Raw genomic sequence first — 24,200 nt, forward strand, 5'->3', positions numbered from 1 at the left:
GGCAAGGTGCACGCATGGCCGATCAGCTGGTGCACCTCGAGACCGCCGACGGGGTCGCGACGATCACCCTCGACTCGCAGCACAACCGCAACGCGCTCTCCCAGCAGCTCGTCACCGAGCTCTTCGCCGCGCTGCACGCCTGCGACAAGGACGACGGCGTGACCGTCGTCGTGCTGCAGGCGGCGGGGTCGGTGTTCTGCGCGGGTGCCGACCTGTCGGAGGCCGCCACCGTCGGGATGGAGGAGGGCACCCGGCAGATCGTCGCCCTCCAGCGCAGGATCCTCACGCTCGGCAAGCCGGTGGTGGCGAAGGTGCACGGCCCCGTCCGCGCCGGCGGCCTGGGGCTCGTGGCGGCCGCCGACGTCGCCCTCGCCGCCGACACCGTCAGCTTCGCGCTCACCGAGGTGCGGCTCGGACTGGCGGCGGCCGCCATCTCGCTGACGATCCTGCCGCGGGTCGACGCCCGGGCGGCGTCGTACGCCATGCTCACCGGGGAGCCCTTCGACGCCGCGAGGGCCGCGGAGATCGGGCTCGTCACGACCGCCGTCCCCGCCGACCGGCTCGACGAGGAGGTGGCAGCGGTCGTGGCCGCGCTCCGCAAGGGCTCGCCCCAGGGACTGCGGGAGACGAAGCGGCTCCTCGTCCGTGACCTGGTCGCCCACGTCGACGCCCACGGCGACGACATGGCGCACCTGTCGGCACGGCTGTTCGGCTCCGAGGAGGCGCGTACGGCGATGCAGGCGTTCCTGTCCCGGAAGAGGTAGGCAACCGGCGGCAGCGACGCGACAGTGATCGCCTACACACCCGTCTCGTGAGCAGACCCGAGCCGACGGGGTCGGGTGCGGGGTAGGATCGACTACTTGCCACCCGCGCGCGTGCGCGGGTGGCAAGTCCGGTCCTGCTTCTCATGGGGGAACAGTCAGCTTGAGTGACGAACTGGTCGAGCGCGAGGTCGCTCGTGAGCAGGAGTTCGTGGATCGGGTCTACACCCAGCTGGAGGTGTCGGCCAAGGCCGCTCAGGAGCTCGCGCAGGAGGGTCACGCCCGTGGCGGCCTCGGCCACGAGGGCGGGCTGGTGGAGCGCGACGCGATGGTGTTCCAGGCGGCCCGCCGGATGGCCCAGCTCGACGCCGCCCACGAGGGGCTGGTCTTCGGGCGGCTCGACCTCGACCCCGGGCTCGACGACGAGCCGCGCTACATCGGCCGGATCGGCCTGCGCGACGCCAACCGCGACTCGCTGCTGATCGACTGGCGCGCCCCGGCCGCCGCGGTCTTCTACCAGGCCACCGCGGTCGAGCCGCGCGGCGTGCTCCGCCGCCGGGTGCTCCGCTCCGAGGGACGCACGGTCGTCGGCGTCGAGGACGAGCTCCTCGATGCGGAGACCGCCGAGCGGGTCGAGGCCGACCTGCCGATCATCGGCGAGGGCGCGCTCATGGCGCAGCTCTCCCGCGCCCGCGACCGGCAGATGCACTCCATCGTCGCGACCATCCAGGCCGAGCAGGACAAGGCCATCCGCGCCCCTGGCAAGGGCGTCACCACGATCACCGGCGGCCCCGGGGTCGGGAAGACGGTCGTCGCGCTGCACCGGGCGGCGTACCTCCTCTACACCGACCGGCGCCGCTACGAGTCCGGCGGCGTGCTCATCGTTGGGCCGAGCGGGGTCTTCATGCGCTACATCGAGCGGGTCCTGCCCTCGCTCGGGGAGACCGCGGTCGCGCTGCGGTCGCTCGGCGAGGTCGTCGACGGCGTACGCGCGACCCGCCACGACGAGCCCGCCGTCGCCGACGTCAAGGGGTCGGCGCGGATGGCCGAGCTGATGCGGCGTACGGCGCGGCAGCAGGCGCCCGGGTCGCCCACCGAGTTCCGGGTCTTCTACCGCGACGACGTGCTGCGGCTCGACCGCGGTCGCCTCGGCCAGCTCCGCCGCCAGCTGATGGGCCAGGGCCGGCGCAACCAGCTGATCAGGCGGGTGCCCGGCGCGCTGCTCGACCTGCTGTGGCGCCAGGTCCGCAGCGAGCGCGGCCGCGACCGCGGCCGGGAGTCCTTCGATGACGAGCTGCTCGGTGACGACTCGTTCGTCGAGTTCGCCGCCGCGTGGTGGCCGCCGCTCGACGCCCGCGAGGTGCTCGGCTGGCTGCACGACCCGGAGTTCCTCGCCCGGGTTGCGGACGGCCTGCTGTCGCACGACGAGCAGCAGCTGCTCCTCAAGAGCTGGTCCGGCCGCACGACCGAGGACCGTGACCTGGCGATCGAGGACGTGCCGCTGCTTGACGAGCTGCGCTACGCGCTCGGCGACCTGCCCGAGACGCCCGACGACGAGCGCGACCGCGACCCTGAGCACGTTCGTGGGGCGGGCATCGACATCGGCGAGCTGCTCACCGCCGCCGACCGGGAGTTCTCGTCGGGTCGCTCGTGGACGCCGCCGGCCTACCGCCTCGAGGACGACCCGTTCGCCCACGTCCTCGTCGACGAGGCCCAGGACCTGACGCCGATGCAGTGGCGCATGGTGGGCCGCCGCGGTCGGGCCGCCTCGTGGACGATCGTCGGCGACCCCGCGCAGTCCTCGTGGCCGGTGCCGGAGGAGTCGGCGAAGGCGCGGGCGGAAGCGCTGGAGGGCAAGCCGCTCCACGAGTTCCACCTCTCGACCAACTACCGCAACAGCGCGGAGATCTACGCCTTCGCCGCGGCGTACGCCGACCGCGTCGGCCTCGACGCCGACCTCCCGACCGCCGTCCGGTCGACCGGCGTGGAGCCGACCGTCCTCGAGGGCGTCGCCGACCTCGAGGCGGCCACCCGGCAGGCGGTCGCGGACATCGCGTCCCAGGTCGGCGGCACCGTCGGAGTGGTCGTACCCGCCGCGCGGCGCTCCGACGTCAACCGCTGGCTGGCGTCATGGCCGGAGTTCGCCGACGACGCCCCGTCCGCGGCCGCCTCGGCCGCCGACCCGACCTCCGTGCCGTCCGGTGAGGACCGGATCGTCGTCCTCACCGGCCTCGACACCAAGGGCCTCGAGTTCGACGGCATCGTCGTCGTACGCCCCGACGAGATCGAGGCGGAGTCCGCCACCGGCCGTGCCACCCTCTACGTCGTCCTCACCCGCGCCACCCAGCTGCTCACCACGATCTCCTGACCGCGGCCAGCCAGGGGTGGCCCGGCAGCGTCCGCTCGAGCCCGTCGCGCAACCACCTGCGGCGGCGCTCGTCGAGGAAGGGCAGGGTGCTGTCGAAGTCGCGCTGGTCCTTGGGGCGCAGGCCCTTGGCCTTGTAGAGCAGCTGGATCTCGGGCTGCAGGTAGCGGACGCCATCCCTCGTCCACAGCGCGTCGGCCATCGGCATCCGCAGCGACTCGTCGCGCTTGTAGACCCACTCGGCCGGCGTGCCGGGGGCGAGCAGGATGTCGTACTCCCACGGCTGCATCGCACCGGGTCGGGTCCAGACCTGCCCGCACCCGGCGGGAAGTACGTCGTCGGCCGCGCCGAGCGGGTCGTCGTCCGGCAGCAGCGGAGTGAGCGCCCCGGCGCAGGCGGCCCAGACGTCCAACCGCCCGGCGAGATGACCTCGCAGCAGCGCCAGCTCGCAGCGCAGCACCGAGGGGTCGGTGTCCTCGTGCTCGCGCTCGACCCCGGTGAACGCCTCCAGCGCCCAGCCGCCGGCGACCCACCAGGTGCCGGTGTAGCCCTCGAAGAGGGCCGCCACCTCCGCCGGCGTACGTGGTGCCCACGGGCCGTAGAGCCGCTCGAACTCCGCCGTGTCCAGGTCGTTGACGCCCACCTGCCGAACCCTAGGTGTTGGATGGGCGGATGAGCGGCGACGCCGGAGTCTGGACCGCCTACAACAACGTCCGCGCGAGCCGGAGCGAGCCGCGGGAGTCGACCCGGGCCCTGATCGCGTACGCGGGGCCGGGCGCCGGCCGGCTCGCGCTCGACCTGGGCTCGGGCGCGGGCGTGGAGACCGAGGCGCTCGTCCGGGCGGGCTGGCGCGTGCTCGCGATCGACGCCGACCCGGCCGCCGCCGGTCTGACGCAGGCGCGCCTGCCCGAGGAGCTGCGCGACCACGTGGAGGTCCGCACCGCCGCCTTCGACGAGCTCACCGACCTGCCGCCGGCCGCGCTCGTCCACGCGGCGTACGCCCTGCCCTTCGCCGGTGACGGGTTCGAGGCGCTCTGGGCGCGGATCCGCGCCGCCCTGGAGCCGGGTGGCTGGCTCGGCTGCACGCTGTTCGGGGTCAACAACGGAACGCTCGGGGACGGGGACGAGCACGGGACCGGCGTCGTCCGGCACACCCGCGCGCAGGTGGTCGCACTGCTCGAGGGGCTCGAGGTGGTGAGGCTGGACGAGGACGAGTACGACGGCGGCTCGTTCTCCGGCCCGCAGCACTGGCACACCTTCGACGTGATCGCGCGGTGCCCCCGTCTGGTGGAACACCCCGCCGACCCTCCGGGGAGTGCAACTACGCTCACCCCATGACCACCGGCACCGATGCCCCGTCCGGCGCGCCCGCCGATGCGCGCGGCGCGATCGACGCGCTGGTGGGTCACGAGGCGTGGGCGATCATCCGCCGCTCGACCCGCGCGGGCGACCGCGCCACGGTCGGCCTCGTCGGCGGCCGGCGGTGGGTGGCCGAGTCGCTGCTCGACGTACCCCTCGAGGACGGCGCACCACTCGAGGGCAGGCAGTGCGACCGACTGGTCGCGGTGCCGTTCCGGCAGGTGCGCGAGCGCGGCTTCGAGGCCCACGACGACGGCACGCCGCTGGTGGTCGTCGACGTCGACTACGAGCGGGAGTTCTCGGTCGCCGAGGTGGTCGACGCGCTCGACGACCTGGACGACCTGGCGATCTCGTTCAGCGACACCGGCGGCTTCGAGACCGACGACGCGGCGTACGCCGACGTGGTGAAGGCGATCATCGAGGAGGAGATCGGCCAGGGGGAGGGCGCCAACCTGGTCGTCGGCCGGCACTACCGCGCCACCCTCGCCGACTGGGACCACCGCAAGGCGCTGACTGTCTTCAAGCGGCTGCTCGAGCGCGAGCGGGGCGCGTACTGGACCTACGTCTTCTTCACCGGGGACCGCTACCTCGTCGGCGCCAGCCCGGAGCGGCACGTGAGCGTGCACGGCGGCGACGTACGCATGAACCCCATCTCCGGCACCTTCCGGCTGCCTCGGGAGATGCCGGCCGAGCCGGAGGCGGCCGCGGCGGCGCTGAAGGGCCAGTTGCTCGACTTCCTGCGCGACGAGAAGGAGATCTACGAGCTCTTCATGGTCGTCGACGAGGAGCTGAAGATGATGTGCGACATCTGCGACCAGGGCGGCACCGTGCTCGGGCCGTTCCTCAAGCCGATGTCGCGGCTCATCCACACCGAGTACCTCCTCGCCGGCCGCTCCGCCCGCGACCCGCGCGAGATCCTGCGCGACACGATGTACGCCGCCACCGTGACCGGCTCCCCGGTCGAGAACGCCTGCCGGCTGATCAAGAGGTACGAGCCCGAGGGCCGCGGCTACTACGGCGCCGCGCTGGCCATCATCGGCCGCGACCCGGCCGGCGCGCCCGTCGTCGACAGCCCGATCGTCATCCGCACCGCCGACGTCTCGCTCGACGGCCGGCTGAAGGTGACCGCGGGCGCGACGCTGGTGCGCGACTCCGACCCGGCGTACGAGGTGGCCGAGACCCACGCCAAGGCCGGCGGCATCCTCAGCGCCTTCGGGCTCGTGCCGCCCGCACCGCAGCTCCGGCAGGACGTCTCCGAGCTGGTCACCGACGAGGACGTCCTCGTCGCGCTCGCCAACCGCAACCGGCGGCTCTCCGGCTTCTGGCTCACCGACCAGGCCGACGAGGAGCCCGACCCTCGCCTGCGTGGCAAGCGCGCGGTGATCCTCGACGGCGAGGACGACTTCGTCCGCATGCTCCGCCACATCCTGCGGGTGATCGGCCTGGAGTCGACGGTGGTCCGCCACGAGGAGTACGCCGCCGGTGCGTTCGACGGGGCCGACCTCGTGATCGTCGGGCCCGGCCCCGGCGACCCCCGCGACGACGCCGACCCGAAGATGGCGAAGCTGCGGGCCGCCGTCGACGAGCTGCTGACAAGCCGCAGGCCGTTCCTCGCCGTCTGCCTCGGTCACCAGGCGCTCTGCCACCGGCTCGGGCTCGGGCTGCACTACAAGGACATCGTCTTCCAGGGCACGCAGTCGCGGGTCGGCCTCGGCTTCGGCGGGCGGCCCCGGCGCGAGCGGGTCGGGTTCTACAACACCTTCGTCGGCCGCGTGGACGACGCCGCCCTGCCCCCGGGCGTCACCGTCGACGCCGACCCCGAGTCCGGTGACATCCACGCGATCAGCGGGCCGCACTACTGCGGCATCCAGTTCCACGCCGAGTCGATCCTGACCGAGCGCGGCTACGACCTGCTCCACGACCTCGTGACCGACCTGCTGGTGGGGGATGAGCGCTGAGCTCCTGCGTCCTGCGCCGCGGATCGTCGTCGTCGACCACCGCGACTCCTACGTCTGGAACCTCGTCCACCTGATCGCCGAGGTCGCCGGGCGGATGCCGGACGTCGTCGAGCACGACGAGGTCAGCGCCGGCGACCTGGCCGGCTACTCCCACGTCGTACTCTCGCCCGGGCCCGGTCACCCCACCGACCCGTGCGACTTCGCGGTCGGGCGGGAGGTGCTCCGTCTCGGGACCGTGCCGGTGCTGGGCGTCTGCCTCGGCATGCAGGGCCTCGTGACGGCGTACGGCGGCCTCGTCGAGCGGGTCCACCCCGTCCACGGCGAGGTCGCGGCGGTCGCCCACGACGGATGCGGGGTCTTCGCCGGCGTGCCGTCGCCGCTGGCGGCCGTGCGCTACCACTCGCTCGCCGCGACGCGCGTCCCCGACTGCCTCGAGGTCACCGCCCGGGCCGAGGACGGCGTCGTCATGGGCGTACGCCACCGCGAGCTTCCGCTCGAGGGCGTGCAGTTCCACCCCGAGTCGGTCCTGAGCGAGTACGGCGCCCGGCTGGTCGCCAACTTCCTCGACGCGGTGCCGGCGGTGGTCCCGTGACCACCGCGGGCGACGTCGTGGCCGCCTTCGCCGAGGTCGCCCGCACCCACCCGCGCTGCGTCTGGCTGGACGGCGGCGGCGCCCGGGACTGGTCCCGGCAGACCTCGCTGCTCGGCTGGCTCGAGGACGACGACGTCTCGCTCACCTACTCCGCAGCCCGGCGGGAGGTGCTCCGCCACCGTGCGGGCCGCGCCGAGGTGGTGGGCGATGACATCTGGGACGTCTTGGCCCGCGAGGTCGGCCCGGGCGAGCAGTGGTTCGGGTACCTCGGCTACGCCTGCCGCCCCGACCTCCCCGCCGCGCCCTCGGGCGATCTGCCCGATGCGGTCTGGATGCGGCCGTCCCACCTGCGGCTCGTCCGGCACGAGGTTGTCAGGGAAAATCCGACCTTGTCGGGTGTCTGGACAGCCGACAAGGTCGGGAATCCCCGGCCGGCCGGGGATTCCACGGCCGCCACCCCGCCGGCCACCGCCTATCGCCGCGCCTTCGGCGAGGTCCAGCAGGCGCTGCATGCGGGCGACAGCTACGAGACCAACCTGACCTACCGGGTGGGCCTGGAGGCCGACCTGGACCCCGTGGGGGCCTACCTCCGGCTGCGGCGGCTCAACCCGGCGCCGTACGCCGGCTTCCTCCAGCACGACGTGCCCGACGCGGAGGCGTGGCTGCTGAGCTCGAGCCCGGAGAGGTACGCGCTGGTCGGCGACGACCGCTGGATCGAGACCCGGCCGATCAAGGGCACCACCCCGCGCGGTGCGACCCCGGAGGAGGACGCCGCGCTCGCCGAGCTGCTCCGCAGCGACCCGAAGTTCCGCAGCGAGAACCTCATGATCACCGACCTCCTGCGCAACGACCTGTCGATGGTCTGCGACCCCGGGACCGTCTCGGTGCCCGCGCTGATGACGGTCGAGTCCTACCCGAGCGTCCACCAGCTCGTGTCCGTCGTGCGCGGCCGGCTCCGCGACGGCGTCGGCACCATCGAGGCGCTCCGCGCGCTCTTCCCGGCCGGGTCGATGACCGGCGCGCCCAAGCTGCGGACGATGGAGGTCATCGACCGGGTCGAGGCACCGGCCGCGATGGGCGGGCCGCGCGGGGTGTACGCCGGCGCGTTCGGCTGGATCTCGGGCGACGGGCCGGCGGATCTCGGTGTCGTGATCAGGAGTACGACGACGGACGGCTCGGGCAGGTGGACGATCGGCACCGGCGGCGGGATCACGGTGCGCAGCGACGCCGTCGAGGAGTGGGCCGAGTCCCGCTGGAAGGCGGAGCGGCTCGTCACGGCGCTGACCGGCGGCACACGCCGCGACATCGCCGTCACGAACACCGGGTGACACGCAGGAGACCGTCGTCACTGACCTGTTGGCCAGTGGTTGCGGGGGGTAATACCGTGGACAGCACCATGGCGACCACTGACGACCGGGCCCAGCCCCATGTCATCGTGCTCTTCGGCGCGACGGGGGATCTCGCGCGCCGCAAGCTCCTGCCGGGCCTGCTGCGACTCTTCGAGGCGGGTCTGCTCCGCGACGCGATGATCGTCGGCACCTCGCTCGAGGACATCGACGACGAGACCTTCCACAAGCAGGCCCGCCAGGCCTGCGAGGAGTTCGGCAAGGGCACCATCACCGACGCCCGGTGGGAGCCGTTCGCCGAGATGCTCACCTACGTCTCCACGGCCGAGGGCCCGCACGCGCTCGCCGACGCCGTGAAGGAGGCGGAGAAGAAGCTGGCCACGCTGGGCCGCGACGTACGCCGCCTGCACTACCTCAGCGTGCCGCCGAAGGCGGCGCTCGACGTGATCCGCCAGCTCGAGGAGGCCGACCTCGTCGAGCGCGCCCGGATCATCATGGAGAAGCCGTTCGGCACCGACCTCGAGTCGGCCAAGGTGCTCAACGCGAAGATCCACGAGGTCTTCAGCGAGGAGCAGATCTTCCGCATCGACCACTTCCTCGGCAAGGAGGCGGCGCAGAACATCCTGGCGTTCCGCTTCGCCAACGGCCTCTTCGAGCCGATCTGGAACCGCAACTTCATCGACCACGTCCAGATCGACGTCCCCGAGACGCTCGGTCTCGAGGGGCGCACGGCGTTCTACGAGTCGACCGGCGCCTACCGCGACATGGTCGTCACCCACCTCATGCAGATCCTCGCGTTCATGGCGATGGAGCCGCCGACGTCGCTGGCGCCGGGGCCGATCAGCGACGAGAAGAACAAGGTCTTCCGCTCGATCCGCCCGCTGGACCCGAAGAACGTCGTCCGCGGTCAGTACACCGGCTACCGCGGCAAGGAGGAGGTCGCGGACGACTCCGACACCGAGACCTTCGTGGCGCTCAAGGTCATCATCGACAACTGGCGCTGGGCGGGCGTGCCGTTCTTCCTCCGCACCGGCAAGAAGATGGCCGAGGGGGCGCGGATCATCTCGATCGCGTTCAAGGAGCCGCCGCTCACGATGTTCCCGGCAGGCTCCAACGCCGGCACCCAGGGGCCCGACCACCTCACCTTCGACCTGGCCGACCAGTCGAAGATGTCGCTGTCGTTCTACGGCAAGCGGCCCGGCCCGGGCATGAAGCTGGAGAAGCTGTCGATGCAGTTCGCCACCAGCGACACCTCCTCGGCGAGCGGCGTGCTGGAGGCCTACGAGCGGCTGATCCACGACGCCATGCGCGGCGACCACACCCTCTTCACCACCGCGGAGGGCATCGAGACGCTCTGGGAGATCTCCCAGCCGCTGCTCGACGCGCCGCCGCCCGTGCGGCTCTACGCCCCCGGCTCGTGGGGCCCGAACGCGATTCACCAGCTCATCGCGCCGCACGCCTGGCGGCTCCCGTTCGAGCGGTCCTGGCGCGAGACGAGCACGACCACGCGCTGAGGCGCCCTCAGCCGGTCGGCGAGGCGCTGGGCTGGTCCTTCGGCGCGTTCGCGGACAGCTGCGCGAGCAGCACCAGCGCCGAGCGGCGCATCCGGCCGGCGTCGTACGGCGCCAGCGCGAGGCCGTTGAACGACTGGATGAGTGAGCCGTCCTGCACGAACCCGGACACGTAGTAGGCCTTCTTGGTCTGCTGCACCACCATCCGGGCGGCGTCGGCGCCGGGCACCTTCGGCCGGCTCACCGTGCCGGCCTGGACGTTCATGGGCTGCCAGGCGGCGTCGAGCCCGCCGGGCCACCACAGGTAGTTCAGCTCGTACGTCGGCCCGCCCTGCTTCCCCGGCAGCAGCGCGCACCGGGCGGCCGAGCTCGAGCCGGTGTCGACCTTGAGCGGCGAGCCGAGCGCCTGCGCGACGGGGGAGGGGTCGAGCCCGTCGCAGGGGTCGTACGCCGGCCAGGCCGACGCCGAGGAGGACGACTGCCCCGACGGGCTCGGCGAGCCGCCGGACGACGGGTCGGAGGAGCCGCCGCAGGCGGAGACCCCGAGCAGCGCGGCCGAGCCGAGGGCGAGCAGGCCGCCGAGCCGGCGTACTCGCGCCGGAGCGCACACGTTCACCGGTGCGCTCCCGCGGGCTGCCCGGTCGGGGCGGTGCGCGGCATCGGGTGCGGCGAGCCGGGCAGGCGTACGACGAGCCGGGCCCCGCCGGCCGGCGTGCGGCCCGCCTCGACGCTGCCGCCGGTGCGCTCGACGACCTGCCGGACGATCGCCAGCCCGAGACCGGAGCCGGGCATGCCGCGCGACTCGGCGGAGCGGTAGAACCTGTCGAAGACGTGCGGCAGGTCGCTCTCGGCGATGCCCGGCCCCTCGTCGTCGACGGTCAGCACGCCGTGGTCGAGCGAGACCCGCACGGTGCCGTGCTCGGGGCTCCACTTGGCTGCGTTGTCGAACAGGTTGGTGACCGCGCGCTCGAGCCCGCCGGCCTCGCCGAGGACCCACCACGGCGTGGCCTCGACCTCCCAGGTCACCGTGGGGGCGCGCAGCCGCACCCGGGCGAGGGCCTGGTCGACGACGTCGTCGAGGTCGACGGCCTCGACGACCGGCGCCGGCGGCTCGTCGCGGGCGAGCTCGACGAGGTCGCCGATGAGCGTGGTGAGCTCCTCGATCTGCGCGCGGATGTCGCCGAGCAGCTCGGCGCGCTGGTCGCCGGTGATCGAGGCGTCGGCCTGGGTCAGCAGCTCGATGTTGGTGCGGAGCGAGGTGAGCGGCGTACGCAGCTCGTGGGAGGCGTCCGCCACCAGCTGCCGCTGCCGGTCCCGCGAGGCGGTCAGCGCCGCGAGCATGGTGTTGAACGACGAGGCCAGCGAGGCGATCTCGTCGTCGCCCTCCACCGGCAGCGGCGTGAGGTCCTCGGTCCGCGCCCGGTTGCGTACGGAAGCGGTCAGCCGTCTCACCGGCCGCAGCCCGCCGCTCGCCACGCCCCAGCCCGCGACGCCGGCGGCGATCACCCCGGCCGCGCCGAAGAGCAGCATGACGAGGCCGAGCCGCTTGTACATGTGCTCCTGGGGTTCGAGCGACTGCGCGAGGACGAGCGCGTTGTTCTGGCCGGGAATCGGGACAGCGACGACGCGGAAGGTCGTGGTGGTGGTGCTGACCGTGCGGACCGAGGTCGTGACCTGGCCCTGGGCCACCGCGATCTCGGGGGCGCCGGGGCGGGGGAACCTGGACGCGTCCTGGCTGGCCATCCACCAGCCCTGTTCCCCGTAGACCTCGCCGATCTGGACTCCGCCGGCGTTGAGCGCCCAGCTCGGCAGCTGCCGGTTGGTGCGGTAGTCGATGACGATGGCGTCAGCGTCGTTCGCCGCGCTGCGGGCGCGGGCGAGCAGGGACTCGTCCATCGTGGCTTGCAGCTGCATCCGCATGACGACGTAGACGCCGACGGCGATGCCCGCGATCGAGAGCCCGACCGCGATGGTCGTCAGCAGCGTCACCCGGCTGGCGAGGGAGCGCCGGTAGTGCCAACCGGTGGTGGGAAGACTCATGACTCCTTCAGGACGTACCCGATCCCGCGCACGGTGTGGATCAGCCGCGGCTCGCCGGCCGCCTCGGTCTTGCGACGCAGGTAGCCGACGTAGACCTCGAGCGAGTTCGCCGTGGTCGGGAAGTCGTAGCCCCAGACCTCCTCGAGGATGAAGGCCCGCTCGAGGACGCGTCGCGGCCGGCGGAGGAACATCTCCAGCAGGGTGAACTCGGTGCGGGTGAGGTCGATCCGACGGTCGCCGCGGGTCACCTCGCGGGTCGCGACGTTCATGGACAGGTCGGAGAAGGTGAGCACCTCGTCGTCGGCGCCCTCGGGCGGTACGGCGCGGCGCAGCACGGCCCGCAGCCGCGCCAGCAGCTCCTGCAGCGCGAACGGCTTGGTGAGGTAGTCGTCGGCACCCGCGTCGAGCCCCTCGACCCGGTCGCCGACCGAGTCGCGAGCCGTCAGCACGATGATCGGGACGTCGTTGCCGGCGGCGCGGAGCGCCTTGGTGGCCTCGATGCCGTCGAGCCTCGGCATCATGATGTCCATGACGACCACGTCGGGCGCGTGCCCGGCGATCCCCGCGAGCGCCTCCGCCCCGTCGCCGGCCAGCGCGACGTCGTACCCGTTGAACTCCAGCGACCGGCGCAGCGACTCACGCACGGCCTTGTCGTCGTCGACGACGAGGACGCGCGGCTTCGCATCGGCACTGGTCACGGTGCAAGTCTGGCACCCCAGACTGAGCCGGCGCTGAGAGCCGGAGGGGGAATCCGCTGAGGGTCGCCTCGGGGCGCTACATCTCCTCGTGGGTCTCCGGGTCGCCCCCGAACAGGCGGCCGTCGGGCCGGCCGAGCGCGGTGATCGCCGCGACCTCGTCGTCGGTGAGCTCGAAGCCGAAGACGTCGAGGTTCTCCGCCTGGCGGGACGGGGTCGCCGACTTCGGGATCGGCAGGGCGCCGAGCTGGTGCTGCCAGCGCAGGATCACCTGGCCGGGGGTCACGCCGTGGGCCTCCGCGGCGTCGCGTACGGCGGGTTCGGCGTACGGCGCCCGCCGCTTGCCCATGGGGCTCCACGACTCGGTGAGGATCCCCCGCTCGGCGTTGACGGCGCGCATCTCCACCTGCGGGAAGTACGGGTGCAGCTCGATCTGGTTGACGACCGGCGCGACACCGGTGTCGGCGCTGATCCGGTCGAGGTACGCCGCGGTGAAGTTCGAGACGCCGATCGACCTGACCAGGCCCTGCTTCTGCAGGTCGACGAGCGCGCGCCACGCCTCGGCGTACTTGTCCCGGCTCGGGTTCGGCCAGTGGATGAGGTGCAGGTCGAGGTGGTCGAGACCGAGCCGCTGGAGGGACTCCTTCGTCGAGGCGATCGCCTCGTCGTAGCCGTGGTGGCGGCCGGGCAGCTTGCTCGCGACGGCGACCTCCTCGCGCGAAATGCCGGCACGGCCCATGAATCGGCGCAGCGCCTCGCCGACCTCCTCCTCGTTGCCGTAGTTCACCGCGGTGTCGAGGAGGCGGTAGCCGGTCCTCAGGGCGCTCACGATCGCGGTCACGCCCTCCTCGCCGCGCAGCGGGTAGGTCCCGAACCCGATGGCGGGGAGGGTGGAGCCGTCGGACAGCGTGAAGGTCGGGACGTCGGCCATGCCTCCAACCTACGGGTCGGGGCCAGCGTCCGGTCAGGCGTTCTCCTTGCGGAACGTCGAGACGCCCCACCACATCGCGAGGACGAAGAGTACGACGGCCAGGCCGACGCCCCAGGCCGTCGAGCTGTCGTCGAAGACGCCGAAGAAGGAGTTGCGGACGGCGTCGACGACGTGGCGGACGGGGTTGACCTCGCTGAGCCGCTCGAGCCACGTGGTCCCGAACGACATCGGCAGCAGGATGCCGCTCAGCAGCAGGACCGGCATGGCGACGATCTGGATGACCGGCGCCATCGTGTCCTCGCTCTTGACCGTGAGCGCGAACGCGTTGGACGCGGCCGCGCAGGCACCGCCGAGCAGCATCGTGATCACGATGCCGGCGACGATCCCGCCGAGGGGCGCGTCCATCCCCAGGACCAGCCCGAGGACGACCAGGATCACCGCCTGGACCAGGAACTGCAGCAGGTCGCGGAGCAGCCGGCCGACCAGGAGGGCGCCACGGCTGGCGGGGGTGACCCGCTCGGCCTCGATGACCCCCTCGCGCCACTCGCCGATCAGGCTGAAGCCGGCGAAGAACGCGCTGAAGATCGCGAGCTGGACGAGCATGCCGGGGACGAACCAGGTGTACTTGTTGCCGCCGAGCTGACTGATCACCGGCTCGAGCAGCGGGCCGAACAGCAGCAGGTAGAGCACCGGCTGCAGGAGCCCGATGATCACCCAAGCCGGGTTGCGGAGGTTCATCCGCAGCTGGCGGGTGAAGACGATCCACGACTCCCGCAGGAAGCCGGTCACCGGCCCTGACATCGAGGCGGTCACGAGCGGGCTCCTTCCATCGCTGCCTTGGGGTCCTCGGTGGCGGCGTCGGCATCGCGCAGCGACCGCCCGGTGAGGGTGAGGAACACGTCGTCGAGAGTGGGGCGGGCGACCTCGATCGACTCGAGCGACACCCCCGACGCCTCGAGGTCGCGCAGCAGCCCCGGCACGGCCTTGCCGGCCCGGGCGACCCGGCCGCGGACGTGGCGGCCGAGCACCTCGACGTCGTCGGAGATCGAGGCCAGCCTGTCCCGAGCGCGGACGAGCTCGTCGTCCTCGGCGACCTCGAGGTCGACCAGGTCGCCGGAGATCGACGCCTTGAGGTTGTCCGGGGTGTCGTCGGCGACGATCCGGCCCCGGTCGATGATGAGCAGCCGGTCGGCGAGCGCGTCGGCCTCGTCGAGGTAGTGCGTCGTGAGGAAGACGGTCGCGCCCTCCTTGTCACGCAGGTCGGCGATGTGGCGCCAGAGGTTGGCCCGCGCCTGCGGGTCGAGCCCGGTCGTCGGCTCGTCCAGGAAGACGAGGCCGGGGTGGTGGACGAGCGCCATCACGATGTCGAGTCGGCGCTTCTGTCCGCCGGACATGTCCCGCGGCTTGCGGCGCCACAGCCCGTCGAGCTGGAGCCGGTCGAACAGCTCCCGGCCGCGGGCCACGGCCGCCTCCTTGGTCATGCCGTAGAGCCGGGCGTGGTCGACGACCTCGTCCCCGGCGTACGCCCCCGAGAAGGTGGACCCGACCTGCGAGCAGTAGCCGATGCTGCGGCGTACGTCGACGGCCTGCGTCGCGACGTCGAACCCGGCGACGGTGGCGGTGCCGGCGGTGGGCTTCAGCAGCGTCGTGAGGATCCGCAGCGTGGTCGTCTTGCCGGCGCCGTTCGGCCCGAGGAAGGCGACCACCTCGCCCTGCTCGACGTCGAGGTCGACCCCGTCGACCGCGACGACCTCCTTCTTCTGCTTCCCCTGCCCGGTGCGGAACGTATGCCTGAGTCCGCGTGCGTGGATCATCGATTCCCCCTGGATGTGCGCCGTCCAGCCAAACACGGGCCGCCGACGGCCGTCACCCGCGTTTTCGCGCGAGGTTCTAGGAACACGCTGTCGCGGCCCGCCGGTCGCGGACCCGAACCGACACAGTTCGGTGGTGGTCGGCAGGATCGCAGCGGGCCGGCTCGCGCGCGGGCGGGCGAGCTGCGTCGCTCCGGGCGGGCGACGACGCGGTCTCATTGGGTACGCGGCGCGGAGCGGTGCGGGGCTTGTCGACCATCATGTCGGCGGCGCGATCTCGTCGGTGACCGCCGGTCGTCGGTGGCAGAGGCGGAGCGGCGTCGCTGTCATGGCATCTCCCTGGTGTTCGAGGGTGCTCTCACCTCTACGACGAAGCAGGGTCGTCCGATTCGACATCCGCGAACGTGCCGGCGAGGAGCTGCCATCGATGCCCGTCGGGATCCGCAACGAGGGCGCGGTAGCCCCAGGAGGTCGGCCCCGGCTCCGCGACGGCGGCACCGCCTCCGGCGACCGCCTTCGCGAAGAGGGCGTCGACCGCCGCGACCTCGTCGAGCTCCAGGGTGAGCACGCACTCGACGTCCGCGTCGGGCGCGGCCGGGCGCCCGGCCACCCACGAGAAGCCTCCGTCAGGCACGAGGACCGCCTGGCAGCCCTCCGAGAGGACGACGCGGAGCGGCTCGGGTACGCCGTCCTCGGCCGGCTCGCCCGGCGTCTCCAGGCCGAGGCCGTCGCGGCAGAACGCGTGCGCCGTGCGTCGGTCGTGGGTGGGCAGGAGGATCGTCGTACGCATCGGACCCCCTTAGTGGCAGTGGTGGTCGCCGGCGGGCCCGGTCGCGCCCAGGTCGTCGCTGCGGCCGGCCTCGAGGCGGGACCATTGCAGCGTCGGGCGGCCGTTGAGACGGAACTGCTCGCCGCGGGTGCCGAGGTCCTGCGGCCAGCCCTCCGGCGAGTCCTCCCAGACCTCCTGGCGACCGTAGACGGTGAGGTCGAGCAGGCCGTAGGAGTTGGACATGATCTCGCAGCCCCGCCCGGTGATCTCGTACGTCTGGAAGACACGGTCCCCGTCGCGCAGGAACACCTTGATGCCGGAATCGCCGAGCTCCTCGTAGAGCTCCGGCGCGGTGTACCACGGCGCCTCGAGCCCGAGGAAGTCCCGGTAGCGGGCGACCTCGCTCCACGGCCCGTGGGTGATGGTCGCGTACGTGACGTCGCGGGAGTGCAGGTAGGAGAGCTCGCGGACGTGGCCGTTGAAGAACGAGCAGCCCTCGCACTGGTCCGGCGCGGTGTGGCCGGCGTGCCACATGTGGAAGTAGGTGATCAGCTGGCGGCGGCCCTCGAACACGTCGAGCAGCGTCACGTCGCCGTCGGCGCCGACCAGCGGCGTGGCCGCGTCGAGCTCGACCATCGGCAGCCGCCGGCGGGCCGCGGCGATCGCGTCGCCCTCGCGGGTGTGGGCCTTCTCGCGGACGAGGAGCTCGTCGACCTGCTGCTGCCAGGTCTCCCGGTCGACGACGGGAGGTGTTGCGGTCATGGTGGACTCCTTGGTGGGAGGGGTGCCGTCACCCTGCGACGGCGTAGGTGAGGGCGACGGTGCCCTTGCTGCTGGTGCCGGTGGCGACGAGGCGCAGGCGCTGCGGCTCGACGAGGTCGCCGAAGAGCCGCTTGCCGCCGCCGAGGACGAGCGGGTGGAGGAAGAGCCGGAGCTCGTCGACGAGCCGGGCGCCCATCAGCTGCTGGACGATCGTGCCGCTGCCGAGGATCACGAGGCCGCCGTCGCCGCCGGCCTTCAGTCGCGTGACGGCGTCGACGAGGTCGCTGGCGAGCAGCTCCGCGCCCTTCCAGTCGAGCGCGGTGACGCGCCGGCTGGCGACGTACTTCGTCGCGTTGTTGAGGCTGGCCGCGATCGGGTCGCTGTCCGGCTGGTGCGGCCAGTAGGCGGCCAGCACGTCGTACGTCCTGCGGCCGAGGAGGTACGCCGAGGTCGCGCCGGAGCCGATCTCGCCCGTCACCTCGCCGACGGCGTCGCCGTACGGCACGCCCCAGCCGCCGTGCTCGAAGCCTCCGGAGCGGTCCTCGTCGGGCGACGCGAGACCCTGCATGACGCCGTCGACGCTCAGGAACTCGACGGCTGTGATCCTCATCGGCATGGCTGCTACGATAAACATAGTTTCTGGTCTTGTGAAGATAGTTATTGGCAGCGAAGGGGATCTCTTGCCGACGAAGCGCACGTACCGCGACCACGGCGACGCCTGTCGCGCCGCGAACGCGCTCGACCTCGTGGGCGACCGCTGGAGCCTCCTGGTCGTCCGGGAGCTGATCCTCGGGCCGAAGCGCTTCGCCGACCTCCAGGACGACGTCCGCGGCATCACCCCGGCCGTGCTCACCGATCGGCTGCGCTCGCTCCAGGAGGCCGGCATCGTCGAGCAGGTCGTGCTCGACGACCTGGCCCGGACGCGCGCGTACGTCGCGACCGAGTGGGGCCGGGGCCTCGAGACGATCCTGCAGGACCTCGGTCGGTGGTACTCCGCAGGCCCCTTCGCGTCCGCCGCGCCCGACGGGCTGGGCATGACCCCGGACGCCATGGTGATGGCGATGCGCACGATGGCGCCGCCCGTCCCGGACGGCCTGCCGCCCATCTCCCTACGCCTGTACGACGGCCGCCGACCCGATCCGCCGAGCCGGCACTACCAGGTCGCCGCCGCCCGTCGTCGCCTCGTGGCGGAGCGCGGCATCCCCGTCGACCCGGTAGCGACGGTGACGGCCGACGCCACCGCCTGGAGCGGCGTGCTGTTCGGTGGTCTGCCGCTCTCCGAGGCTGAGCGGAGCGGCGCGGTCGTGGTCGAGGGCAGGCGGAAGCCCGTGAAGCGTCTGGTGGCGCTCTACGCCCGGCCGTGAAGTCGTTGCTTGTTCAACCGACCGTGGACGGCTTTCCCGCCGACATACCGACGGTCTAACCTTCCCCACCGTGCGTGCGCGAAGGAAGGCCTCATCGACGATCACCGTCGGCACCCGTCCCCTCGAGGACTTCCACGTACGCCAGGCGAAGGATCCCCACAGCCGTGTGCTGGCCGGGGAGGCGCGTGACTGGCTGCTGGTCAAGTCCCTGCTCCACCCCGGCGAGCGTCCGCTGGCCCGGGTGGCGGTGCGCTTCCCACACGAGGGCAAGGCCGCCGGGCACGCGTTCCTCACCGACCTGCGCGTGATGTTCGAGTTCCGCGAGAAGGTGTTCTCGATCAACCTGGGCGCCATCGTCTTCGCCGGCCGCCCGCCCGGCCCGAGCCTCGGCGACTTCGTCGTCGAGGCGATGGTGCCCGACCGCAACGGCATGTCGCGCTTCTCGACGACCATGCGGGTGCGGGACGAGGCGGCCTTCCACGACTTCTTCCCCACCCTGCTCGCCGCCGCTCGCGCGGCGGGCGCCCAGCCGGCCGTCGACACCGACTGGGCAGGTGACGCGGCGCCGCCGGCGCCGGTCGAGCCGCCGGCCGCCACCACGATCACGACCGGCCGGCAGGAGGACCTCCCCGAGCACGTCATCGTGAAGGCGCTCTCGGGCTTCCTGCACCAGGGCGAGACGGTCGTCGCCGCGGCCGACATGGTCCACAACATGAGCGAGGTCGCGCTCAAGGTGTTCGTGACCGGCGAGCGCCTCATCGTCGTCGAGGGCACCCTCATCTGGGCGGCCGACCTGGGCCAGGTCCATCTCGTGTACGCCGGCGGTGCGCAGACGCACCTGCGGCTGCTGGTGGGCTCGGTCGACGACAGCCTGACCCTCGGCTCCGGCACCGCGACGGTGACCGAGCAGCGCCGGCTGGTGCTGCGGTCGCGCTACGACCAGCTCGCCTGCGAGCGGATCCACGCGCACCTGGCCGAGCACGCCGGCGGCGTACTCCAGGCCTGGCCGGACTGAGCGCACCCCCGGCACAGATCGCGACAGGCCCCGGCCGGACGGCCGGGGCTGTCGTCGTGCAGACGCTCGGCGCTCAGTCCTGCGGGTTGAAGATGAAGCCGAGCGCCAGCGACCAGGCGAGGTGCCACACGTAGATCGCGACGACCATGCTCAGGCCGAGGTTGAGCGAGAAGAACCCGGGATGGAACGCGGTCATCTGCGTCGGGACCCACCACAGGCAGCTCAGCGTCGCCAGGACCATCCCCATGCCGACGCCGCGGGCAACGTTGCGGCCGGTGGTGTGGGTCTTGCCGAGCAGCGGGAAGATGGGCAGGCCGTAGCCCAGCGCGAAGACCATCCCGTTGAGGCTGTGGAAGAGCATCCCCTCGAACCACTGCGGCGTGGCGTCGGCCTTCGGCATGAGGACGAGGCCGTTGAAGAGCGCGAAGTCCAGCTTCGGCAGCCCGAAGAGGCCGGACATCCAGTAGCCGATCATGTCGGCGACGTGGCTGGCGAAGAAGCCCGCGACGAGCGACCCGATCAGGCGGTGGTTGTTGACGTACTGCGGCCAGTGCGTGCCGGTCGTCTGGCTCAGCACCGCCGGGATCGGGGCGTCTGCCATCTGCGGGCTCAGCGGTGCGGCCGGCAGGCCCGCGTGCGGGGGCCCCTGGGCCGGTGGCGGGGTCTGGGGCGGGGTCTCGGGCGGGAAGCCCTGGTACGAGTCGGACAGCATGTTGCGCCGGGCCGCGAGCTCTTCGGCGCTGGCGGCGTGGACTGGCCGATACGGCTGGTGCGACGAAATGGTGGTTCCTCCTTGGTCGGCCCCCATGGCTTCGGACGTCGAGCCTGCGAGACGCCGGTGGTCTCGACAGCCGGTGGCTACGTCCGCCGGAGGATACCGGCGGTACGAGCGCGGTTCAGTGCCCGGGTCCGCGCGGACCCACCGGGTCGGCGCAGAGGGCGACGATGGTGCCGGGCGAGGACGTCGTCGTACCTCTGGGCAAGGGAGCGGCCCTGCTGCGGCCCGGACACGGCGTTGACGACCGGGAGCGTGACGAGCGCGGTGAGGGCGGCGGCCTTCGCGGCGGTCAACAGCGTGGCGACCGCCTCCGGCGGTCTGGGGACTCCGAGCAAAGCCGGTCGACGACGCCACCGGCCGGCGGTGACGGCCACGCCGTAATCTCGGCGCATGGACTCCTGGTTCTCCTCCCCGTCCGACGTGGCCCAGCGGCTCACCGGGGTCGGCTACCTGGCCGACCCGGCGACCGCCACGACGGCCTACCTCGCCGGGAGGCTCGAGAAGCCGGTCCTCGTCGAGGGCCCCGCCGGCGTCGGCAAGACCGAGCTGGCGAAGGCGATCTCCCGCGCCACCGGCGCGGAGCTGGTCAGGCTGCAGTGCTACGAGGGGCTCGACGAGGCCCGGGCGCTCTACGAGTGGAACTACAAGAAGCAGCTGCTGCGCATCCAGGCCTCCGGGGCTCTGCTCGAAAAGGAGGGGGCCTGGGAGGCGACACACGACGACATCTTCAGCGAGGAGTTCCTGCTCACCCGGCCGCTGCTGACGGCGATCCGCCGTGACGAGCCGACGGTGCTGCTGATCGACGAGGTCGACAAGACCGACGTCGAGGTCGAGGCGCTGCTGCTCGAGGTTCTCTCCGACTTCCAGGTGACGATCCCGGAGCTCGGCACCGTCGCCGCCGTACGCCGCCCGCTCGTCGTCCTCACCTCCAACGCGGCGCGCGAGCTGTCGGAGGCGCTCAAGCGGCGCTGTCTCTACCTGCACCTCGACTACCCGAACGCCGAGCGGGAGCGGGCGATCGTGACCTCCCAGGTGCCCGAGCTCGACGACAAGGTCGCCGGCCAGCTGGTCTCGGTCGTCGCGCGGCTGCGCGAGCTGGAGCTGAAGAAGGCGCCGAGCATCGCCGAGTCGGTCGACTGGGCGCGGACGCTCATCGCGCTCGAGATCGACGACTTCGACGAGAAGGCCGTCAGCGACACCCTCGGGGTCGTGCTCAAGCACGTCTCCGACCAGGAGCGGGCCATCAAGGAGCTGCGCCTGCGATGACGCTCCTGGACCGCCACCTCGCCTTCCTCGAGGCGCTGCGCGGCGCCGGCCTGCCGGTGTCGCTCTCGGAGGACCTCGACGCCGTCGCCGCCGTCTCGGCGATCGGCTGGTCGTCGCGGGAGACGGTCAAGGACACCTACGCCGCCACGCTGGTGAAGAAGCAGAGCCTGCGGCCCACGTTCGACGCGCTCTTCGAGCTGTACTTCCCGCGGATGGTCGGCGAGGGGGCGGTTCCCGCCGACGCGGAGCAGGTCGCCGGCGAGGGCACGGCGAAGGACGGCCCCGAGGCGCTGGTGGACCTGCGCGCCGAGCTCCAGGAGGCCCTCGAGTCCGGTGACGAGGAGCGGCTGCGGGCGCTCGCCGCGGAGGCGATGGCACGGTTCGGCGCGATGCCGGGTCGCGGTCCCGGGCTGAGCTCGTGGTCGTCGTACACCGCGCTGCGGCGGATCGCACCCGACGAGCTGATGGAGAACCTCGTCGACGGCCTGCGTCGCTCGGGCTGGACCGAGGAGGAGGCGGAGCGTACGGCGGACCGCCGGCTGGCGTCGTACACCGCGATGGTCGAGGCCGACGCGCGCCGCCGGATCGCCGAGGAGAAGGGCCCGCAGCACATCGCCAACGTGCACGTGAAGCCGACGCTCGACCGGCTCGACTTCCTCCACATGCGCCGGGCCGACGTCGACCGGCTGCGCCGGGAGATCTACCCGCTGGCGCGGCGGCTGGCCACCCGGCTGGCGCTCGAGCAGCACACCCGGCGGCGCGGCCCGATCGACATGCGCCGCACGATCCGGTCCTCCATCGCCGCCGGCGGCGTCCCGCTCGACACCCACCACAAGCCGCGTCGCCCGCACCGCACCGAGCTGGTGGTGCTCTGCGACGTGTCCGGCTCGGTCGCCAACTTCGCCTCCTTCACACTGCTGCTGGTCTTCGCGCTGCAGGAGGTCTTCGGCAAGGTGCGGGCGTTCACGTTCGTGGACACGGTCCACGAGGTGACGTCGTACTTCCGGCCCGGCGCCGACCTCGCCGAGGTGATGACCCGGCTCGTGGAGTCCTCGGCGCATGCCTCGATCTTCGGGCGCACCAACTACGGGCGGGCGTTCAAGACCTTCACCGAGGAGTACGTCGAGGCGATCACCCCCAAGACCTCGCTGCTGGTCCTCGGGGACGCGCGCAACAACTACTCCGACCCCGAGCTCGCCGCGCTGCGGACCATGGCCGGCCGCGCCCGGCATGCCTGGTGGCTCAACCCCGAGGCGAAGCGACAGTGGGACACCGGCGACTCCGAGGCGTCCAGGTACGGCACGATCGTGCCGATGGTCGAGTGCCGCAACCTCGGCCAGCTCTCGGAGTTCGTCCGCGAGATCGCCTAGGCCTCTCCCGCCAGGCTCATGTCGACCAGCCACTCGACCGGCGCGACGTCGTCGGTGTAGACCCGCCCGCCGTCGAGCCCGGGCTCGATCCGCGCAGCCGTGGCCGCGACGACCGGGGAGAGGTCCGCGGGCAGCCCGGGGAGCGCGGCGCGCAGGCCCTCGGCGGGGTCGGGGCCGGTGGTCGCGACCAGCTGGCTGTTGGTCGGCTGCGAGGCGTCCCGCCAGACGTGGTCACCGAACGACGTGCGCAGGGTGGCGGTCAGGACCTTCTCGAGCGTGTCGGACCCCTCCGGGTGCGCGGAGTTGATGACGAGCACACCGCCCGGGTCGAGGTGCTGCTTCGCGAGCGCGAAGAACTCCCGGGTGGTGAGGTAGAACGGGATGTAGGGCTGCCGGTAGCAGTCGAGCATGATCACGTCGAAGCGCCGGTCGGTCTCCTCCAGCCACGGGCGCGCGTCGGCGGTGTGGGTGTGGAGGTTCGGCCCGTGCAGGTCGAAGAGCTCGCGCCCGACCTTGGTCAGCTCGCCGTCGATCTCGACCGCGTCGACGCGCGTGGCGGGGAGGTAGTGGCCGAGCTGCCGTGCCGTCGTACCCGCCGCGCTGCCGAGGATCGCCACCGAGTCGGGCGCCCGCCCGCCGGCGTACGCGAGGGCGAGCATCTCGTCCCAGTAGTTCCCGGTCAGCCAGTGTCCGGGGCGGTAGGCGGAGTGCACGGCGTGCCCCTCGTTGAGCTCGAGGTAGCGGGTGCCGTCGGCCTCCTGGATCACCCGGGCGTACTGGTACTCCGTCTCGCGCTCCCAGATCACCCGCGCCCCCTGGGTATCGGCCGACTTGACCGTGCCGGTCGGGAGGGCGATGAGGCCGAGGATGAGGACGGGTACGGCGGCCGCCGGCCACCATCGGCGCGCCAGGTGAGGCAGCGCCGAGAGCGCCATCGCGGCCGCGAAGACCAGGAAGGTACGCCGCGTCCCGACCACCGGGATGAGCAGCAGCGCGGCGAGGAAGGTGCCGACCAGCGACCCCACGGTGGAGATCGCGTAGAGCCGGCCCGCGGTGTGGCCCGCCCCCTCGATCGAGTCGACCCGGAGCCGGACGGCGTACGGCGAGACCATGCCGAGCAGGAGCAGCGGGATCGCGAGGAGTACGCCGACGCCGACCAGGCTCCCGACGAAGGTGGCCGCGCTGAGCTGGTCGACCGCCTTCACCGCCTCCCTCAGGAACGGCCCGCTCACGAACGGCACGACGGCCAGCAGCGCCGAGGCGACCATCACGATCTTCGCCAGGCCGCTCGGGTGCGGGTCGCGGTCGGCCATCCGCCCGCCCAGCGCGTAGCCCACCGACAGCGCCACCAGCACGATCGCGATCGTGTTCGCCCACACGATCGTGCTCGCCCCGAACCACGGCGCCAGCAGCCGCGCCGCCGCGATCTCCGCCCCCAGCGTCCCGGCGCCCACGGTGAACACCAGCAGCTCCAGGGAGCGGGATCGCAGGCTCATGCTCGCAACCT

23 protein-coding genes are annotated in these 24,200 nt (G+C 72.3%); 11 read left to right on the forward strand and 12 right to left on the reverse strand.

Annotation, left to right across the window (positions count from 1 at the left end; all coding sequences use genetic code 11):
* Positions 1–14 precede the first annotated feature (14 nt).
* Both ABLE53_RS18800 and ABLE53_RS18805 read left to right on the forward strand, forming a co-directional pair.
* Positions 15–764, forward strand: coding sequence for an enoyl-CoA hydratase family protein (locus tag ABLE53_RS18800; protein ID WP_348860667.1), 750 nt, complete (start codon positions 15–17; stop codon positions 762–764).
* Positions 765–924: 160 nt separating this feature from the next.
* Entirely contained in the window at positions 925–3,129 is a 2,205-nt protein-coding gene (locus ABLE53_RS18805) for a HelD family protein (protein WP_348860668.1), read from the forward strand.
* On the opposite strand, the gene ABLE53_RS18810 is transcribed toward ABLE53_RS18805, so the two are convergent.
* Positions 3,113–3,769 carry a hypothetical protein gene (locus ABLE53_RS18810; RefSeq protein WP_348860669.1) on the reverse strand — a complete coding sequence of 219 codons (657 nt, stop codon included), beginning with the start codon at positions 3,767–3,769 and terminating at the stop codon, positions 3,113–3,115. The two genes, ABLE53_RS18805 and ABLE53_RS18810, sit on opposite strands and share 17 nt — an antisense overlap.
* A 29-nt stretch (positions 3,770–3,798) precedes the next feature.
* Here ABLE53_RS18810 and ABLE53_RS18815 point away from each other — a divergent pair, with 29 nt between their 5' ends.
* From ABLE53_RS18815 to zwf, 5 genes are all read left to right on the forward strand, one after another.
* Complete coding sequence (locus ABLE53_RS18815) at positions 3,799–4,464, forward strand: class I SAM-dependent methyltransferase (RefSeq protein ID WP_348860670.1); 666 nt, start codon at positions 3,799–3,801, stop codon at positions 4,462–4,464.
* Complete coding sequence (locus tag ABLE53_RS18820) at positions 4,461–6,443, forward strand: anthranilate synthase family protein (RefSeq protein WP_348860671.1); 1,983 nt, start codon at positions 4,461–4,463, stop codon at positions 6,441–6,443. Before ABLE53_RS18815 ends, ABLE53_RS18820 begins: the two co-directional genes overlap by 4 nt.
* Complete coding sequence (locus ABLE53_RS18825; RefSeq protein WP_348860672.1) at positions 6,433–7,035, forward strand: anthranilate synthase component II; 603 nt, start codon at positions 6,433–6,435, stop codon at positions 7,033–7,035. The genes ABLE53_RS18820 and ABLE53_RS18825 overlap by 11 nt, the downstream gene beginning before the upstream one ends.
* Positions 7,032–8,363, forward strand: a complete 1,332-nt coding sequence (locus tag ABLE53_RS18830) for an anthranilate synthase component I family protein (protein WP_348860673.1) — start codon at positions 7,032–7,034, stop codon at positions 8,361–8,363. The genes ABLE53_RS18825 and ABLE53_RS18830 overlap by 4 nt, the downstream gene beginning before the upstream one ends.
* Positions 8,364–8,431: 68 nt before the next feature.
* A complete protein-coding gene (zwf, locus tag ABLE53_RS18835) occupies positions 8,432–9,895 on the forward strand; it encodes a glucose-6-phosphate dehydrogenase (protein WP_348860674.1) in 1,464 nt (487 codons plus the stop codon).
* A 7-nt stretch (positions 9,896–9,902) separates the two neighbouring features.
* Here zwf and ABLE53_RS18840 read toward each other — a convergent pair whose 3' ends face one another.
* The 9 genes from ABLE53_RS18840 to ABLE53_RS18880 form a co-directional block, all read right to left on the reverse strand.
* Positions 9,903–10,508, reverse strand: a complete 606-nt coding sequence (locus tag ABLE53_RS18840; protein ID WP_348860675.1) for a hypothetical protein — start codon at positions 10,506–10,508, stop codon at positions 9,903–9,905.
* Complete coding sequence (locus ABLE53_RS18845) at positions 10,505–11,932, reverse strand: ATP-binding protein (RefSeq protein WP_348860676.1); 1,428 nt, start codon at positions 11,930–11,932, stop codon at positions 10,505–10,507. The genes ABLE53_RS18840 and ABLE53_RS18845 overlap by 4 nt, the downstream gene beginning before the upstream one ends.
* A complete protein-coding gene (locus tag ABLE53_RS18850) occupies positions 11,929–12,630 on the reverse strand; it encodes a response regulator transcription factor (RefSeq protein WP_348860677.1) in 702 nt (233 codons plus the stop codon). The genes ABLE53_RS18845 and ABLE53_RS18850 overlap by 4 nt, the downstream gene beginning before the upstream one ends.
* A 76-nt stretch (positions 12,631–12,706) precedes the next feature.
* Entirely contained in the window at positions 12,707–13,558 is an 852-nt protein-coding gene (locus tag ABLE53_RS18855; RefSeq protein ID WP_348860678.1) for an aldo/keto reductase, read from the reverse strand.
* A gap of 33 nt (positions 13,559–13,591) precedes the next feature.
* Positions 13,592–14,371, reverse strand: coding sequence for an ABC transporter permease (locus ABLE53_RS18860; protein ID WP_348860680.1), 780 nt, complete (start codon positions 14,369–14,371; stop codon positions 13,592–13,594).
* Positions 14,368–15,372, reverse strand: a complete 1,005-nt coding sequence (locus ABLE53_RS18865; protein ID WP_348860681.1) for an ATP-binding cassette domain-containing protein — start codon at positions 15,370–15,372, stop codon at positions 14,368–14,370. Before ABLE53_RS18865 ends, ABLE53_RS18860 begins: the two co-directional genes overlap by 4 nt.
* 361 nt (positions 15,373–15,733) lie before the next feature.
* Positions 15,734–16,159: a VOC family protein gene (locus tag ABLE53_RS18870; RefSeq protein ID WP_348860682.1), complete on the reverse strand. Its 426-nt coding sequence runs from the start codon at positions 16,157–16,159 to the stop codon at positions 15,734–15,736.
* Positions 16,160–16,168: 9 nt separating this feature from the next.
* Entirely contained in the window at positions 16,169–16,900 is a 732-nt protein-coding gene (locus ABLE53_RS18875) for a DUF899 family protein (RefSeq protein ID WP_348860683.1), read from the reverse strand.
* Between the two features lie 28 nt (positions 16,901–16,928).
* A complete protein-coding gene (locus ABLE53_RS18880; RefSeq protein WP_348860684.1) occupies positions 16,929–17,510 on the reverse strand; it encodes a dihydrofolate reductase family protein in 582 nt (193 codons plus the stop codon).
* A gap of 70 nt (positions 17,511–17,580) precedes the next feature.
* Here ABLE53_RS18880 and ABLE53_RS18885 point away from each other — a divergent pair, with 70 nt between their 5' ends.
* Positions 17,581–18,264 (forward strand): winged helix-turn-helix transcriptional regulator, encoded by a 684-nt coding sequence (locus ABLE53_RS18885; protein WP_348860685.1) that lies wholly within the window; start codon positions 17,581–17,583, stop codon positions 18,262–18,264.
* 70 nt (positions 18,265–18,334) lie between these two features.
* Positions 18,335–19,279, forward strand: coding sequence for a hypothetical protein (locus ABLE53_RS18890; RefSeq protein WP_348860687.1), 945 nt, complete (start codon positions 18,335–18,337; stop codon positions 19,277–19,279).
* A gap of 73 nt (positions 19,280–19,352) precedes the next feature.
* Here ABLE53_RS18890 and ABLE53_RS18895 read toward each other — a convergent pair whose 3' ends face one another.
* A complete protein-coding gene (locus ABLE53_RS18895; RefSeq protein ID WP_348860688.1) occupies positions 19,353–19,991 on the reverse strand; it encodes a hypothetical protein in 639 nt (212 codons plus the stop codon).
* A 456-nt stretch (positions 19,992–20,447) separates the two neighbouring features.
* Here ABLE53_RS18895 and ABLE53_RS18900 point away from each other — a divergent pair, with 456 nt between their 5' ends.
* The gene (locus ABLE53_RS18900) at positions 20,448–21,323 is read left to right on the forward strand and encodes an AAA family ATPase (protein ID WP_348860689.1); all 876 of its coding nucleotides are present in this window, start codon (positions 20,448–20,450) and stop codon (positions 21,321–21,323) included.
* Positions 21,320–22,693 carry a vWA domain-containing protein gene (locus tag ABLE53_RS18905; protein WP_348860690.1) on the forward strand — a complete coding sequence of 458 codons (1,374 nt, stop codon included), beginning with the start codon at positions 21,320–21,322 and terminating at the stop codon, positions 22,691–22,693. Before ABLE53_RS18900 ends, ABLE53_RS18905 begins: the two co-directional genes overlap by 4 nt.
* Here ABLE53_RS18905 and ABLE53_RS18910 read toward each other — a convergent pair.
* The gene (locus ABLE53_RS18910; RefSeq protein WP_348860691.1) at positions 22,690–24,189 is read right to left on the reverse strand and encodes a spermidine synthase; all 1,500 of its coding nucleotides are present in this window, start codon (positions 24,187–24,189) and stop codon (positions 22,690–22,692) included. The two genes, ABLE53_RS18905 and ABLE53_RS18910, sit on opposite strands and share 4 nt — an antisense overlap.
* Positions 24,190–24,200 lie beyond the last annotated feature (11 nt).

It is taken from the genome of Nocardioides asiaticus, from assembly GCF_040049175.1.
In the GTDB taxonomy this organism is placed as follows: Bacteria; Actinomycetota; Actinomycetes; order Propionibacteriales; family Nocardioidaceae; genus Nocardioides; species Nocardioides cheoyonin.

Excerpts from the sequence above, each read along its gene's own strand:
- ABLE53_RS18870 (WP_348860682.1), bottom strand. The coding sequence starts at position 16,159 with ATGCGTACGACGATCCTCCTGCCCACCCACGACCGACGCACGGCGCAC.
- ABLE53_RS18875 (WP_348860683.1), bottom strand. The coding sequence starts at position 16,900 with ATGACCGCAACACCTCCCGTCGTCGACCGGGAGACCTGGCAGCAGCAG.
- ABLE53_RS18820 (WP_348860671.1), top strand. The coding sequence starts at position 4,461 with ATGACCACCGGCACCGATGCCCCGTCCGGCGCGCCCGCCGATGCGCGC.
- ABLE53_RS18800 (WP_348860667.1), top strand. The coding sequence starts at position 15 with ATGGCCGATCAGCTGGTGCACCTCGAGACCGCCGACGGGGTCGCGACG.
- ABLE53_RS18865 (WP_348860681.1), bottom strand. The coding sequence starts at position 15,372 with ATGATCCACGCACGCGGACTCAGGCATACGTTCCGCACCGGGCAGGGG.
- ABLE53_RS18900 (WP_348860689.1), top strand. The coding sequence starts at position 20,448 with ATGGACTCCTGGTTCTCCTCCCCGTCCGACGTGGCCCAGCGGCTCACC.
- ABLE53_RS18825 (WP_348860672.1), top strand. The coding sequence starts at position 6,433 with ATGAGCGCTGAGCTCCTGCGTCCTGCGCCGCGGATCGTCGTCGTCGAC.
- ABLE53_RS18880 (WP_348860684.1), bottom strand. The coding sequence starts at position 17,510 with ATGAGGATCACAGCCGTCGAGTTCCTGAGCGTCGACGGCGTCATGCAG.
- ABLE53_RS18815 (WP_348860670.1), top strand. The coding sequence starts at position 3,799 with ATGAGCGGCGACGCCGGAGTCTGGACCGCCTACAACAACGTCCGCGCG.
- zwf (WP_348860674.1), top strand. The coding sequence starts at position 8,432 with ATGGCGACCACTGACGACCGGGCCCAGCCCCATGTCATCGTGCTCTTC.
- ABLE53_RS18910 (WP_348860691.1), bottom strand. The coding sequence starts at position 24,189 with ATGAGCCTGCGATCCCGCTCCCTGGAGCTGCTGGTGTTCACCGTGGGC.
- ABLE53_RS18855 (WP_348860678.1), bottom strand. The coding sequence starts at position 13,558 with ATGGCCGACGTCCCGACCTTCACGCTGTCCGACGGCTCCACCCTCCCC.
- ABLE53_RS18905 (WP_348860690.1), top strand. The coding sequence starts at position 21,320 with ATGACGCTCCTGGACCGCCACCTCGCCTTCCTCGAGGCGCTGCGCGGC.
- ABLE53_RS18895 (WP_348860688.1), bottom strand. The coding sequence starts at position 19,991 with ATGCTGTCCGACTCGTACCAGGGCTTCCCGCCCGAGACCCCGCCCCAG.
- ABLE53_RS18845 (WP_348860676.1), bottom strand. The coding sequence starts at position 11,932 with ATGAGTCTTCCCACCACCGGTTGGCACTACCGGCGCTCCCTCGCCAGC.